We start from the raw sequence: 14,578 nt of genomic DNA on the forward strand, positions 1-14,578 counted from the left end.
GTAACATGTACTAAGGTCCGCAGTTCTCCGGCATCGCTACCGGCCACTGTCTTGCACTGCCGGTGCCATATAAAACGGCAATGCCGCATTCCCTATCGACCCTTGCAAGCGGTTTACCTGTTTTATCAATCATCATCGACATCGCAGGTGTTGAAACAACGGCAACCCCGCTGTCAAAGGGGGACACGGCACTGAATAGCGGGGCAATGACAAAGTTACCCTGCATATCGACAAAACCGTAATTATGGTTAGTTTTGGCGAAGGCCAGGCCATCCACAGGCAACCCTAAGTCTGCATACGCCATGCCTTCGGCTTGTTTCCCCTGAGCGTTTATCCAGGTTTTCGTACCGTCTGAGCGTGTCAGTACAGCGTGATCATTCACCATCAGACTGGCTTGTCCCTGTACCGTCAGCATCAATTTACCGGTGTTATCGACATAACGGGTTGCTGGCGCGCCATCCTGCGGGTCATAAGAGACAGACCATGCGCTGGCTGACGGCATTGACCATCGGCCCTGAGGCATAGCCGCTACCCGCACACCTTTATCATCGATCAGCTCATACCCTGCAGGTGTCGAACGCAGAGCGCGGCCTTGTACAAAAGCAGAACTTTGGGCAACTTCCGCCACTGGCTGAATTTGCCATTCTCCTTGCGCAGAAATATAGCCTTGCTGTGGTTTACGGGATAATTTTACCCAATCACCCAGCGCACTGATACGGGTTTGCTGTTCATGCAATTCAATGTTGCCTTGAGGATCCAAAAGCCAGGACTGCCCTGCGAAAGAGGTGGCAAGAATACGTCCATCACTGAACTGAGTAACTGATAACCCGGCCGTTGGAGCGATTCTTGCTTTCGCATCATTGCCTATGATTTCAGCAACCACACTGGATTCAGTTTGGTCAGCGGCAGCCGGTTGGGTCAGTAACCAGAGTGCAGAATTGATGCGTTTTGCCTTAGCATATTTCGCTTCAACAATGGTTTTACCCTGGCTGTCCACGATGCCCCATAGGCCCCCCGGCGCTCTGAAGGCCGCCAGCCCGTTGGCGTAGTCACCGACATCCTGATAAGAGGGCTGAACAACCGTTTTCTGCGTGTTGATATCAAAGATGCCCCAGAGCGCGCCGTCGGCTGCAGTTTCACGATAACGGAACCAGCCATTACCAACAGACTCAATCTCGAAAACGCCAGGCAAATCATAATGCTTACCTGCGTGATCCAGGGCGGTCAATTTCCCATCGAGATAATCAAGCGCATAGCCATGAACAAATGGCGAAATATTGTCTTCTGTCAGCGGGATAACCATTTTGCCCTGGGCATCGATAACACCGGTTCCCTCAGCCGTTGTAACAATAAACTGTTCGATATTGCCGCTTGCATCTGCAGGTTGAATATCCTGCCATTTGCTCTCAAGCTGAAGCGAGCCGTCCGGACGCAGGAAGCCGGCACCGTTTTTAGCGTTTCCGGAACCGGGGCGAATCAACGCCAGTGGTGATTGTGCAGAAGTGGTATCATTACTGATATTCAGGGGTTCAATCCGGCTTCCATCAAGGGTACTGATATTCTTCTGAGTCAGTAGCGCCTTTCCGGATGCATCCACAATATTGACAACCTCTCCTTGTTCGTTACGCAACCACAAACGGTGGTTGATCACTTCTGCGCCGGTAATCTGCGCCAGCCATCCCACATTCTGCGAGCCACCGATTATTCCTCCGGACGGTGCAACAATCGCATTAACCTTTTTCGGATTACCTTTAGTGGTGATCAGATATTCACCGGTGTCCTGCTCCCAGGGTTCACTGCCAACGGGCAACGAAAGAGGTTGCTTACGTCCAGGTACGTATAATGTCAGAGCGTCTTTAGTGACGGGATTCAACACATAATCACCGGAGACATACAGTGAAGAGGCCTCTGCTTCGCTAAAGGTTGCGATAACCCCAGCGGAATTATCCAGTAACTTGATCCCTTCCGCAGTTTTCGCCAGCCAAAAAGCCCCGGTTTCTTCACTGACAGACAAGTACTTTTGTTCATCCGGTACGCCGTCGGTACGAATTAACGTAATTCCTTCCGCATTTTTCGCCATCGCGACAGAAGGGTTTTGCGGATCAAGAGTAATCGCGCTGTATTGCGGCAGAACACGCCAGGTAAGATTACCATCAACAATGCCGTAGCCTTTGCTGGCGTTAAAAGCGATAAAGAGATCTTTCGGGCCAAAAGGTTCCACGACTTCCATTTTGTCGGTCGCCACATGGCGGACACCGTCAGGCGAAAGCAGAACACTGTTATACGTCAGACTCAGGCGGGCCGGAACGCCGTCACTAAGGGTGGCGTCATCGACTAATTCATCCAGCGCTTTACCGACCTGTGCCCCTTTGCGGTCAATAATCTGGGTTTTTCCGCCTGCCGTCACCACAGCCAGCCCGGATTCAGTAAAGGGCTGAACATGATCAAAAGCCGGCGGAATCATCCAGTTTCCGGTCAGATCGATGAATCCCCACTTGCCTTGTTGCATGGCAGCCGCGGTACCAAAATGATAGTCACCGACTTTTTCAAAAACGGGTTTAATGACCAGTTGTCCCTGGTTATCTAAAAAGCCCCAACGTTCGCCCTGCGTATCCGCTGCAGGCAAAAGCACTGCTGCACGGCTTTCATGTACATCGCGGATACATACATTCTGAACCGCAGGCAATGCATTATGCGTTTGCACCTCCGCCTGTGACGCCGGTAACGGAGCAAAACAACTGTCGGGTTCAGCCGCAGTTGCAGAGGCTGTCAGCGTCAATAAGGCCAGTGTGCTGCTGGTATTCAGCGCACAACGGAGTGCATTTCGTAGCCTTGAAGATTTGCTGACAAACATTAATTACCCCCGTTATCGCATGCAGGAGCCTTGGCTGGCCAGAGATAAGCCCCTTTTGCATCCACAATGACACGCTGATTACAGCGCACCTGAATTTTAGCCTGCACAGCACCATCACTGTTAAGCAAGCTGACCACGCCTTTACCCCCTGCCCAGGCATGTTTCTCGCTGAAATCATTCGCCCAGTCGAACTTAGGTAAAATAGCAAAGCGCCCGGTAGTATTGATATAGCCCAGCAGATTCCCATAAGTCGATTTCTTCATGGCGGTAGCAAAATTATTGCTCATTGCGCCCACCTGATCGAAGTAAGAACCGATCAGCTTCTTCCCTTGCTGATCAACAAAACCATACAGGCCGTTGCCATCGCGTACAGGGATCACCCCGGAGCTGGCTTTATCCGCTTGCAGACTATTGAGCCCGGCGAAACGCTGAATTTCGTTGCCGTCATTGTCATACAACACAGTCTCGCCGGTAGCGTCATCATTCATGACCAAACGCGCCATCGAGTTCAGCGCCTGAGCCTGCTCAAACCCCTCTAAAGGCACCGCCCCATGATCATTAATCAGTGTAATACGGCCATCACTGACAGCACGGCTCAGATTAAGAGGTGGGATGAAATTAAATTCAGCGGTATAAAGCGGCTGAATTTGCCAGTCACCCCGGCTGTTAACTGCCCCGAAATGAGGGGAAAAACTGAGCATAACCCAGTCGCCATCAACAGAACTTGAGGATGCAGTAATTGCCTTGCTGACAGGAAAACGCCCTGCATTATCAAGCAATGCAACACCACCTTCGGCAGGTTGAACCAGCCAGTGGTGGTGTCCTACTGGCAGCGGTCTTGAGAGTAAATCTGTCGCTAAAGTCTGACCGCTTTCAGCGCTGTAGAGGCTGTAATGGCTGGCAAGTGCACCGCGTTCACCTGGCTGATCGTTATCGGAAAGAGTAAAGACACCCTGCCCGATATACTGGAATTTACCGCTACGGCCCGCATCAGGCGCGATCGCCCAACTGCCGTCGGTTCTGATAACGCCCCAGCCCGCATCTGTCTGCGCCAGCGCGTAACCGTCGTTAAACGAATCAATCTGGATAAACTGAGGAGAAACTTTGATGCTTTTGCTCGCGATATCCCATAATCCCCAGCGCTGAGCGTCTTTTTCACCCTCAGTATAAAACAGCAGCCCGGATGACAAACGCTGAGCACCTTGCTGAATATTTGCCGGAACGTCAATCGCGTTACCACTACGATCAATCAGGTGCTTAACCTCTGTATTTCCAGCGTTGTCAGTGGCCCAGGTATAGTCACCGTTAAACGGGGAAATTTGGGTAAATACTGGCTGGATAACCCATTTGCCTGTCGCATCGACCGCTCCTGCTTTTTTATTCTCCGTGTGGATGATCAACGGTGCCTGAGAAGCATCTCCGTCAACCGATGCCCACTGCGGATCAGAAAGCACATTTCCCTGGGAGGTGAGAATTGCAGGCGGTTTTGTTGTATCAGCGGGCGTCAGAACTGCCCATGGCAGGCTGTTTGCTGCATGGCTATCTGCTTGCGCCAAAGAACTGATGTCATCGGTCATTGGCGACGTACCCAGCGGCCTGAGCTGGTAATCTTTCAGCGCTGTCAGCGTGGCATCGTTAAGAAGTGCTACGCCGTTATTGTCATAGATCTGCGCAACCTGAGGCGTTTTACCCTCAGATTGCATCACCCAAAGGCGGTTCGCCTGTTGCAGAACTTGCGGCTTATTCACTTTCAGCGAAGCAACGTGGTTATCAGCACCAATAATCACAATACCTTTACTGCCCGTTCCCAGCGTAGCTTTGCCCCAGACAAGGATATTCTCAGATTGATCTGCAGGAATATCCTGTATTTTTTCCAGATTATTGCTGAGCAGTTGTTTGCTGTTATCTGTGCCTGTAACCAGCCAGCTCCCCGACACCAGCAGACGCACCGATTTATACTGCTCTTTGTTTAACGAGACACCCTGCCGGTCAACGAACATCCAGACGTTCTTAGTTTTCACCGCAACGACATCGCCGCCAAGTTGCGGCTCATCACGGGTTTTCAGGATCATCGGGTCAATTGCCCAGTCACCCTTTTCGTCCAGATATCCCCAGTAACCGTCTTGTGCAGAATCCCGCTTTTTAGCCGGGATCAGCCCGGACTGAGGCAAGTCCAGGGCAATAACATCATCAGGAAGGGAAAGGGAACGATCCGTTGAGGCATTCCACAACGCAGGAGAAACTTGTGTTTGTACGCTTGCCAGTGCCTGACCGCGCACAAATCCCTGGCTGTCCAGAGAAACGGCAAACGGCAACGTTTTTATGACCGCACCTTTGCGATCAATCAGCACCAGACGGTTATCGGTCACGACCAGGGCAGTGCCCTGAGCATTGAAATCGGTTGCCCGCGTAAACTTAGGCTCAATAATCCAGTGGCCTTTTTTATCGATATACCCGAATTTATCGTCTTTTTTCGCAGCAGCCAGATCGTTCACAAAGCCCCGGGCTTCACTGAAATCAGGCCTGATTACCATATGCCCGGTGGTATCCACATAACCCCAGAGTGGTTCGCGGGATAACGCCATCTGCACAGGGGAAAGTCCCTGCTGGAAAGGCAACTGGCAATCCTTGGCTGTTTTTGCATTACCACACGCCCGTAACAGTGCGTCATCCGCATGTGCCGGCAGGCTAAAAAAAGCATTCAGAACCAGGGATAACGCACTGAAGTTTCTGAGATATTTGAATTTTTCGGAGCAATTCATCCGATGCCCTTATAACTGGATAAAATGAGAAAGTGTAGCGCCCGCATTTTTTTCATCACCCGCAAAAGGGGCGCGTGAGACGGCAAAAAATCCGATAATAATCAATTTAAAGCGAGCGCACATGCCATAAGCCTATAGGGTGTCAGCTTGTGAAAGAAAAAGCAGCTATTTTATTACTCTGTAACGAATGAACACACATTATCAATTCGCAGAAAAATACGCTCTGTATGTTACCGTTCATCTGGGTTCCTCACCTGTCGATAACCTGACAACAACATTTCAATTTCCTTATTTGAAATTAGATCATTTTCATTTACATGTGCCCGAGTGGCTAACAATTAATCTTCGGAAGATTATTACAACTATTGATTAAGGTCATTATTCCCCCCTCTTTTGTCTGGTTTTATAGATTCCAGAGCGTTCTGTGACCAATATCACTCCCGGTTCGGGTGGCGTAAGATCAGGTAGTGTTCGGTTGCAGCGTATTTCCGGTGTTTTATCTTATTGGGGGAAGCCATGCCTATCGTTCGAGCCAGATTGAGTCTGTTTGGTGGCGACACTGTCGTCATACGTTGTTCAGAAAAATGTCACATTCATCTGATGTGTGAAAATGATGTTGAGCGCAAAGGACGCCACTCAGGTTTCGGCGATATTTTGACAATTAACGATCAAAATACCGCTTATGTCGGGATCCCTTATAAAGGCGTATGGAATGTGCTTATCGATTCTCAATGTGAATCACTCGAGCATTCAATAAGTTATCTGCCTGCCTGAACACCGCTATTACCTCCCGCCCTCTGCTTTTTATCTGCGACCTTTTATCAGGTGGATGGAAAACCATTTGCCTGATATTTCCTGAATCACCTGCCAGCCCGTTCACCTCACAACGGTACAGGCAACCGCTCACACCATCCAGCAACAGAATACTGAATTGCGTAATGCCACGGAAAAAACTTTAGCTTGCTACATCAATTGCATACCGTTATTGAATTGAACATTCCATTATTTTCAAAAGACCTTTTCCTGTCTCATTTAGGTATTGCCAGCCTGAATTTCACATTGCATTCTGTCAAAGGTAATGACGTGGCACCGGCCATAACGGCCGGATTTCTTTCAGGCAAAAAAGATCCCATAATGAATAAGAAATCACTTTGCACCCTCGCTGACGTGGCGGATCTCCTTCCACAATTGCGCCAGGTTCGCCAGCACCTGCACCAATATCCAGAACTTTCCAATGAAGAATCTGCAACCGCAGCATTCGTCGCTGAAAAGCTAGAATCTCTTGGCTATCAGGTGACCACCGCCGTTGGCGGGTATGGCGTTGTCGGCTCCATGAAGCTTGGCAGCGGGTCCCGCAGCATCGGTATCCGTGCAGATATGGATGCTCTGCCCATCACCGAACAAACGGGCGTAAGCTACGCCAGCCAGTTTCCCGGAAAAATGCATGCCTGTGGCCATGACGGCCACACAACGATGCTGCTGGGCGCCGCCGCGCAGCTTGCGCGCAGCAAAAACTTTTCCGGCACAGCGCATCTTATTTTCCAGCCAGCGGAAGAAATTGGATTTAACAGCGGCGCAGAGCGCATGCTGGCCGAACAGTTATTTGAAAGGTTCCCCTGTGATGCCGTCTACGGGTTACATAATCATCCCGGCTATCCGGTTGGCAAAATGATGTTCCGTTCCGGCCCGTTTATGGCAGCCTGCGACACGGTTAATATCACAGTTCATGGCAAAGGCGGGCATGCGGCCCGACCGCATATGACGGTGGATCCTATACTGGTTGCCAGCAGTCTGGTCATCGCCTTGCAGTCGGTTATTTCGCGTAATATTGATCCCAATGAAACAGCGGTAGTGACCATAGGCTCATTACATTCAGGCCATGCGGCGAATGTCATCCCGGAAACAGCGCGCCTTGAAATGAGCGTTCGCTCCTTCGATCCTCAAGTGCGCAAAATCCTTGAAAAACGTATCCGCACTCTGGTGGAAAATCATGCTGCCGGTTACGGCGCCCGCGCTGAAATTGAATATGTTTCCGGATATCCGGTGCTGGTAAATCATGACCAGGAAACGGCATTCGCTATGGAAGTGGCGAAAGAATTGCTGGGTGAAGAAAACGTGATCGATAATCTTCCGCCAATCTCTGGCAGTGAAGACTTTGCGTATTTCCTGCAACAGAAGCCCGGCTGCTTCCTGCGCCTGGGCAATGGAGACAGTGCGGTACTACACAATCCGGCCTACAACTTTAATGATGACAGCCTGAGCTTTGGTGCAGCCTACTGGACGCGCCTGGTCGAACGCTATTTAGAGGATTAACGGCAAAAACCGAACCAGCGCATGCCGAGGTGAAAGTGATTGGCATGCGCTGCATTGTATTCCGGCCCGATGGAATTGCCAAAATACGGGCAACTCTCTGAAAATAACGTCCGCACATACTCCCCTTCTGCACCAGACTGAGGCCATTGTTTCAGAACTGTCATATGGTGTCCGTCAGCCAGCGAGAAACCGGCAACGTCCAGCGCTTGCGCCGTGGCATGTTCGCTAAGTCTGGCATCGGGCTTGTTATAGACGTTCCGGCAGGCATAACTGCCCAAATGATGGATACGTACCAGCGGCGAACCGAGTTTCTGAATGGCCAGCGGTTTCGCCACCTGTGCGACAAACATTGCGCTGCTTAGTGCAAGACGACAGCTCGCCAGATAGCTTGAACTCAATGAAACATCCCCAAATCCGCGAACCCGTACTGCATCAGTCAGCGGGCATTTCCCGCCCGTATTTCCGGCGCGGGTAAAATTAATCGCCCCCTCTTGCCGGGCACGTTCAAGCACAGCCAGACATTGCTGAGGATTGTTATCCAGCTTCCTTAATTTGTAGCGGGTAATGAAGTTTGGCGGGTCATTAATTGTCACCGGTGAGAAAGGATTATATTCCGACGGAACGTGACGGCTTATCCACGGGCCACTGCACCAGGCAACAATGATAATCACAATAACGCTTACCCAATATCGCATAGTGTTCCTTTAGCACCACCAGGCTTTAGCAGCACATTGATTTTTCACATGTAATATTTGAGTATAGCGGGTAAGTAAACAGTGTTCTGAAGGGGTTACAAGTCGGGAAATAAACTTACTTAGTTTTGACATAAATAGACATTGGGTTTGTTACTTTTATATCCGAAGACGATGTTTCTTCTCCTGTGTCCACTGTGAACTGTCCTTCATAGTGTGTAAGACCCTCGCATTACCCCTTTCAGCCCGCTCCGAGCGGGCTTTTTTTTGTGCCGTCTCAAGATCAAGCCATGTGTGACGCAGCAAAAGACATTAAGCTGCGTCACACGATACATTGAAAAGCTTACTTATGGGTAAAGTCGATCACCATCCGGCCTTTAATTTTGCCTTGTTCCATTTCATGGAATATCGCATTGATATCGCCCAGCGGACGCTTGGTGACTTTCGGCACCACTTTACCTTCAGCGGCAAACTGGAACGCTTCGGCAAGATCTTCACGGGTACCGACCAGTGAACCCACGACCTGAATGCCGTCAAGCACCAAACGAGGAATATTCAGGCTCATTGATTCCGGCGGTAAACCCACCGCAACAATACGCCCACCCGCTCGCATCGCATCAACTGCTGAGTTAAAAGCGGATTTCGCCGTTGCCGTTACCACCGCAGCATGAGCGCCACCGACTTTCTCCTGAATAATTTTTGCTGCATCGTCTTTTAGCATATTAATGGTCAGGTCTGCGCCCATATCGGCGGCAAACTCTAATTGCTGATCATTAACATCAATAGCAATCACTTTGGCATTGAAGACATTTTTCGCATATTGCAAAGCCAGATTACCTAAACCGCCCAGGCCATAAATAGCAATCCATTTACCCGGCTGAATGCCTGATACTTTTACGGCTTTATAAGTGGTCACGCCTGCGCAGGTCACGCTACTTGCAGCAGCAGACTCCAGACCGTCGGGAACTTTCACCGCATAATCGGCCGAGACAATGCATTCTTCAGCCATGCCACCATCAATGGTATACCCTGCATTAATAACCTGTCGGCATAACGTTTCGTTACCGGTTGTACAATATTCGCAATGCCCGCAACCTTTATAGAACCACGCGACGCTGGCACGATCGCCCACTTTCAGCGCAGTGACTCCAGGGCCAATTTTCTTTACAATGCCAATCCCTTCATGGCCGAGGATGACCCCGGTCTTGTCACCAAAATCACCGTTTTTGACATGCAAATCCGTATGACATACACCACAGCACTCCATCTCTAAAAGTGCCTCACCATGTTCAAGGTCGCGCAGAGTCTTCTCGACGACGCCCACTGAATGGTCTTGATTAACAACAGCAGCTTTCATTTTCCTTTCCTTAACGTTGTGGCGGAGCCTCAACGTTACAACGCTATTTGTCCGGCTGCAAATGAGAATCAAATGCTTTAACTGCAGAGTTCAGCATGAGAGCGGAAAGTTTTATTTCCATTGTGGATGGGCAAGAGGTTGGAAGCTATGAAGCAGCACAGGATAATGGGTTCAAGACAACATTAAGGCTACAGCAATCAGACTCGTTCTCCTCTGTTGCAAGAATAAGAAATAATCATGCCTTAAACCCGGTGAAATCAGAGGATTTTTTTCATTGAAGGAGAAGCGTGGAAGATGAAATCATTCCTTTCATAGAATGGAATTGCCTCTTTCCTTGCATCAAGAAAAACAAAATTCATCTCCCTGCTTTGAGCCTCACTAACAGCGAAATCAAGAAGCAATCTGCCTGTCCCTGATTGGCGTTCATTCTCATCAACGACCAGATCATCAATGTGCAGGTGAGAACCTCGTGCCAGCGTGTGTACAGGTCTTATACCCATCACACCAATAATCCTTTCTTCGAGGACTGCAGCAACAAGCTCATATCCGTTCAGAGTTTGAATTCTTACGCTTTTTAAAAATTCGCCTTTGGTGATGTTTCTTAGTTGAGCAATGATCGGGAATGCGCTTTCCCACTCTGAAGGAAGTAACTTTTTAATCTGAACAGTCATAAAATATCCAATTCAATAAGCCCAGCTATCATTTATAGGATTATTATTATTACATTGCAATAGGTGTTCAGTTGCACCCTGATAAGCACAGCCAGTAGTCACTTCAAATCCACTGAACCTAAGATTGCCCGAAAAATGTCCTAATTAGCCGGGGGTATAATTTAATTGAGATGTGATGGGGGTAAAACTGGAAAAACTTCTTAGATGAAAGGTTAAAAAACACGCCCAGAAAGGAATATGCACTTATTGTTAAACCGGCTCTCTTTAAAAAAAGGGTGCACAACGCACCCTTTTAGCCACTCAAATTTGATTCTCGATACTACATCATTCTAAAAGATGCAGTTATTACCACGAACGGCAAATACCAGAACCACAATAGCAATGCTATAAATAAGAGCCCGCAAGCTGACGGTTTTCCGGCTTCGTTACTTTTAGATTTATGTTTTTTGATAAATAAACCTAACAGCAGTAAATCGATAACAACCAGTATTGCCAGCGGTACGTACGGAGCAAGGCTAAGAAAGCTACTGCTAAAGTGAAGCAGGAATCTTAATGACAGGAAAATTTTGTAAGCCAAAACAACTATCAGCAACAAGGACGTCCATTTGGCGTAGATAAAACCTTTGAAAAGTTTATCTAATGCGCCTGGTGTACCAGAATTTCTCCCGCCGGTATGCCCGTATGAGGATTTGTAATCTTGCTGGAGATTGTTAGGGGGAGGCGTATAGGATTGACTTTTATCATATGCTCCCATGTTGTCATGGCGATGAAAATCTCGTTCTTTTTCTTCACAGAACGGACAGTGATGGTTATCGATTTCCCGATAACAGGTTGGACAAGCACCCATGATTTTTCCTTGCTAGAAATAACATCTCCCCACATTGTGGGGTCGTTCTCTCCCTTAACATCAGAGAGATATTATTTATTATTGTTATTCTTAATCTACAGATTTTGTCATTAGTTGTTCTGTAAGGCAACTGCAAATTTGTTGGCTAACAAAATTAAATATCAATTTTATTTAAGTTCGCTTCCTGTGGCGCTCCTCTCCTGCTACTCATATCAAATAATTAAATCAAACATTTGCACTGTATTTACATACAGCTAAATTCACATCCTCAGAAAGGAAGATGTGATGAGTGTAAATAAGCTGTCTGCCGGCAAATGGTCGTGCGAATACGACCCGAGCGGGCGCGAGGGTAAGCAGTTTGTCTCCAGGTATGTATCAGTACGGGGCCGTCTGCCCGCACACAAGAAATGCAGTCCCCGGCGCGCCCTCTGTTAAGGCTAACGCCTGATGATTTTAAAATCATTGAAAAGGTGCATTTGAATATATTGAGCGAGAGTTTTAAATAGATTCAACCAGTCAACACACTCGCTTTAAATATTTCCAACCATGAAATTGATGAAAGTATTTCATGGTTACACCTTAATACACAACATCATTTCTTTGTCGCTTTGCAATATAGAGATTTGCATCCGCTTTAGAAATCACCTCTTGTAATGAGGCATTGTCTTTATCATATTGAGATATGCCGATACTCACTGACAAAAATAACTCCTCCAGCTTTATGCTCTTAACTGCCTCACGAATTCTGTTTGCGATTAAAAACGCATCAGATGCCCCGGTATTTTTAAGTGCAACGATAAACTCATCTCCCCCTACCCTGCCGACAAAATCATTGCTGCGCAGGCATTTGAGTATTTTTTTTGCGCAAAGAGAAATTGCCAAATCACCTTTTTCGTGACCGAAAGAGTTATTTACTTCTCTTAAATGATCAAGGTCTATGACTAATACGCTAAAAGGTAAGTTATTTTTTTTACATTTCGCCAGTTCGTAGGTAGCTTTCGCGTAAAATGCCTCTCTTCGCAGGCAACCTGTCAGCCCATCAGTAGAAGCATATACATTCAGAACCCTGAGATATCCACCTGCTATTAATGACAGCAAATAACTAATGAGCATAGATAAAAAAATTATAATTAGCGCAGGCCAGGCATTTGATGAATTCAGTACAGATTTTAAAAAAGTAGGCTTTTCAATAATCGTTGATTTCCGTATTTTAACACCTGCCAAGTTGTAGCTTTTATCATGCATAGGTAAAACTGAAATTAATGTGTTATCATCTGCAAATCTTCCAATGGCGAAACCACGATTAATACATACTCTCGTTAATACAACGGATATGTTGCGAGGCTGTATATTTTTGAGGGAATTTAAAAAGTCGCGAACCTTTGCATTACATTCCTGCGGGCTACCTCTATTAGAGAACAATAACGTTTTAACTTGCACCTCGGTGTAAGGTGAAGGGTGATGAGTATAGTTCTCAGTTGCAATGACTCCTCCTGAGTTATCAGGATCATAAAAACTCCCCATATTATGGATATTATTAACATTCCCTTTCCACTCCTGAACTTCCTGACTGTATAGCAAAGGGAAAATGATAAATGACGATATTACGCCACCAAAAAAAACAAACGAAACCGGTTTTGTAAGCAATGGAAGTAAGACCACCCACCTCCAACTTGAATAAATCATCATGTCCTCACTGGTGATCAAGATTTCGTTTCATAGCATGAAAATAATTATTTTTGACCTTAGAACTGTCAAAATAACATCACTGGTGGTTCTGACAAAGATCTTTTAAGGCAAATTTTTGACGATCCGTTAACTAAGCTTACCCCATGAATTCATTGATGTTTTTTTCGATCAACTTCAAGGGCATTGTGCCTTTGACAGACAATCTGACTAAAGTTGTATGCCTGCCCGGACGGCAGTGGATTTGTAACTGCGCCGAATCAGGGGTGTTGCTGTCTGATGTGAGTTATGAGGCAATGGAAAATCACTAAAATAAGCCAAATACATCAGAAAAATTCCATTTCATCGTACGGGCTTTCTTTGCAGGAACGGAGCCGGCTTTCAAGATCACCACAATGAACCTCTAACTGATAGCCATCGGGATCGAGAAAGTAAATTGACTCCCCTTCACTCTTATTGCTTTTCCACTCTGTGGCACCAGCATGCTGTATTTTCTCGCGAAATGAAGCCATGTCGCCTGTGGTGTAAAACCAAGAACATCCACATAGAAACGAAAACTGCGGGGCAAATGACTGACAGCAAGAGTAAGGTGATTCAATCCAAATACAAAAAAACTGAATACGATTCCCGTCGCGGCAATAAATGCTACTCATACCTATTTATCAATGGATTAATTAAAAACTCTTTAAAGTAAAGCCTTCCGTCACTTGTTTATACCTTCATTAAATATCAATCAGTTAGCATCATTTCGAAATAAATTCGGGGAATTTTCGAGACTGGATTTATGGATTGCATAATCGGTCATCAATAATAATCCTCTGAAAATCTCCTTTTTAAATGTTCTCTAACTGTGTCTTTATCTGCATAAGCATAACGTAATGCCTCACTTTTAAAATGGACTTAAGAAAATGGCAATATCAGCTTATTTATGGCTTAAAGACGACGGCGGCGCTCTGATTAAAGGCGGTGTGGATGTCATCGGACGGGAATATAGCATCGAAGTAAAAGGATTCCATCATAATCTGATGATCCCTACCGATAACGCGACGGGTAAAGTAACGGGTACCCGCATGCACTCCCCATTGCTCATCGTGAAGGACTTTGACAGCTCCAGCCCTTACATTTACAAGGCAGTAGCAACAGGCCAAGGCCTTGAGTCTGCGGAGATCAAATGGTATCGGATCAATGATGCAGGTCAGGAAGTAGAGTATTTCAACATGCTGTTAGAAAAGGTACGTATCGTTTCAATTTCGCCAGCAATTGCCGCAAACAGCAATCCTAATGACAATCACATGGAAACAGTTGAACTTCGGTACGAAAAAATTACGTGGAAGCACAATGATGGGAACATCATATTTGCTGACTCGTGGAATGATCGCCAGACCGCATAATTAAA

At 47.0% G+C, this 14,578-nt stretch carries 10 protein-coding genes and 1 pseudogene; 3 read left to right on the top strand and 8 right to left on the bottom strand.

Annotated elements, in window-relative coordinates; translation table 11 throughout:
• Window positions 1–10: 10 nt before the first annotated feature.
• Both EVX52_RS01615 and EVX52_RS01620 read right to left on the bottom strand, forming a co-directional pair.
• Window positions 11–2,854, bottom strand: a complete 2,844-nt coding sequence (locus tag EVX52_RS01615) for a WG repeat-containing protein (RefSeq protein ID WP_129990457.1) — start codon at window positions 2,852–2,854, stop codon at window positions 11–13.
• Window positions 2,854–5,616, bottom strand: coding sequence for a WG repeat-containing protein (locus EVX52_RS01620; protein ID WP_129951754.1), 2,763 nt, complete (start codon window positions 5,614–5,616; stop codon window positions 2,854–2,856). Before EVX52_RS01620 ends, EVX52_RS01615 begins: the two co-directional genes overlap by 1 nt.
• 516 nt (window positions 5,617–6,132) lie before the next feature.
• Here EVX52_RS01620 and EVX52_RS01625 point away from each other — a divergent pair.
• Window positions 6,133–6,390, top strand: a complete 258-nt coding sequence (locus EVX52_RS01625; protein WP_129990458.1) for a DUF1883 domain-containing protein — start codon at window positions 6,133–6,135, stop codon at window positions 6,388–6,390.
• A gap of 360 nt (window positions 6,391–6,750) precedes the next feature.
• Entirely contained in the window at window positions 6,751–7,929 is a 1,179-nt protein-coding gene (locus tag EVX52_RS01630) for a M20 aminoacylase family protein (protein WP_129990459.1), read from the top strand.
• Here EVX52_RS01630 and EVX52_RS01635 read toward each other — a convergent pair.
• From EVX52_RS01635 to EVX52_RS01660, 6 genes and pseudogenes are all read right to left on the bottom strand, one after another.
• Entirely contained in the window at window positions 7,926–8,624 is a 699-nt protein-coding gene (locus tag EVX52_RS01635) for an extensin family protein (RefSeq protein ID WP_129951757.1), read from the bottom strand. The genes EVX52_RS01630 and EVX52_RS01635 overlap by 4 nt on opposite strands.
• 340 nt (window positions 8,625–8,964) lie before the next feature.
• Window positions 8,965–9,978: an alcohol dehydrogenase AdhP gene (adhP, locus tag EVX52_RS01640; RefSeq protein WP_129951758.1), complete on the bottom strand. Its 1,014-nt coding sequence runs from the start codon at window positions 9,976–9,978 to the stop codon at window positions 8,965–8,967.
• Window positions 9,979–10,235: 257 nt separating this feature from the next.
• A complete protein-coding gene (locus tag EVX52_RS01645; RefSeq protein WP_129990460.1) occupies window positions 10,236–10,649 on the bottom strand; it encodes a GNAT family N-acetyltransferase in 414 nt (137 codons plus the stop codon).
• Between the two features lie 319 nt (window positions 10,650–10,968).
• Window positions 10,969–11,496: a hypothetical protein gene (locus EVX52_RS01650; RefSeq protein WP_129951760.1), complete on the bottom strand. Its 528-nt coding sequence runs from the start codon at window positions 11,494–11,496 to the stop codon at window positions 10,969–10,971.
• A 579-nt stretch (window positions 11,497–12,075) separates the two neighbouring features.
• The gene (locus tag EVX52_RS01655) at window positions 12,076–13,185 is read right to left on the bottom strand and encodes a GGDEF domain-containing protein (RefSeq protein WP_235173071.1); all 1,110 of its coding nucleotides are present in this window, start codon (window positions 13,183–13,185) and stop codon (window positions 12,076–12,078) included.
• Between the two features lie 323 nt (window positions 13,186–13,508).
• A pseudogene (locus tag EVX52_RS01660) lies at window positions 13,509–13,807 on the bottom strand (VOC family protein).
• A 283-nt stretch (window positions 13,808–14,090) separates the two neighbouring features.
• On the opposite strand from EVX52_RS01660, the gene EVX52_RS01665 reads away from it, so the two are divergent.
• Window positions 14,091–14,573: an Hcp family type VI secretion system effector gene (locus EVX52_RS01665; RefSeq protein ID WP_129951761.1), complete on the top strand. Its 483-nt coding sequence runs from the start codon at window positions 14,091–14,093 to the stop codon at window positions 14,571–14,573.
• Window positions 14,574–14,578: the final 5 nt, after the last annotated feature.

Source organism: Rahnella sp. CFA14(1/10) (assembly GCF_004195095.1).
Taxonomy (GTDB): Bacteria; Pseudomonadota; Gammaproteobacteria; order Enterobacterales; family Enterobacteriaceae; genus Rahnella; species Rahnella perminowiae.

Coding starts and splice junctions, on each gene's coding strand:
- EVX52_RS01615 (WP_129990457.1), bottom strand. CDS start 2,854: ATGTTTGTCAGCAAATCTTCAAGGCTACGAAATGCACTCCGTTGTGCG.
- EVX52_RS01620 (WP_129951754.1), bottom strand. CDS start 5,616: ATGAATTGCTCCGAAAAATTCAAATATCTCAGAAACTTCAGTGCGTTA.
- EVX52_RS01625 (WP_129990458.1), top strand. CDS start 6,133: ATGCCTATCGTTCGAGCCAGATTGAGTCTGTTTGGTGGCGACACTGTC.
- EVX52_RS01630 (WP_129990459.1), top strand. CDS start 6,751: ATGAATAAGAAATCACTTTGCACCCTCGCTGACGTGGCGGATCTCCTT.
- EVX52_RS01635 (WP_129951757.1), bottom strand. CDS start 8,624: ATGCGATATTGGGTAAGCGTTATTGTGATTATCATTGTTGCCTGGTGC.
- adhP (WP_129951758.1), bottom strand. CDS start 9,978: ATGAAAGCTGCTGTTGTTAATCAAGACCATTCAGTGGGCGTCGTCGAG.
- EVX52_RS01645 (WP_129990460.1), bottom strand. CDS start 10,649: ATGACTGTTCAGATTAAAAAGTTACTTCCTTCAGAGTGGGAAAGCGCA.
- EVX52_RS01650 (WP_129951760.1), bottom strand. CDS start 11,496: ATGGGTGCTTGTCCAACCTGTTATCGGGAAATCGATAACCATCACTGT.
- EVX52_RS01655 (WP_235173071.1), bottom strand. CDS start 13,185: ATGATGATTTATTCAAGTTGGAGGTGGGTGGTCTTACTTCCATTGCTT.
- EVX52_RS01665 (WP_129951761.1), top strand. CDS start 14,091: ATGGCAATATCAGCTTATTTATGGCTTAAAGACGACGGCGGCGCTCTG.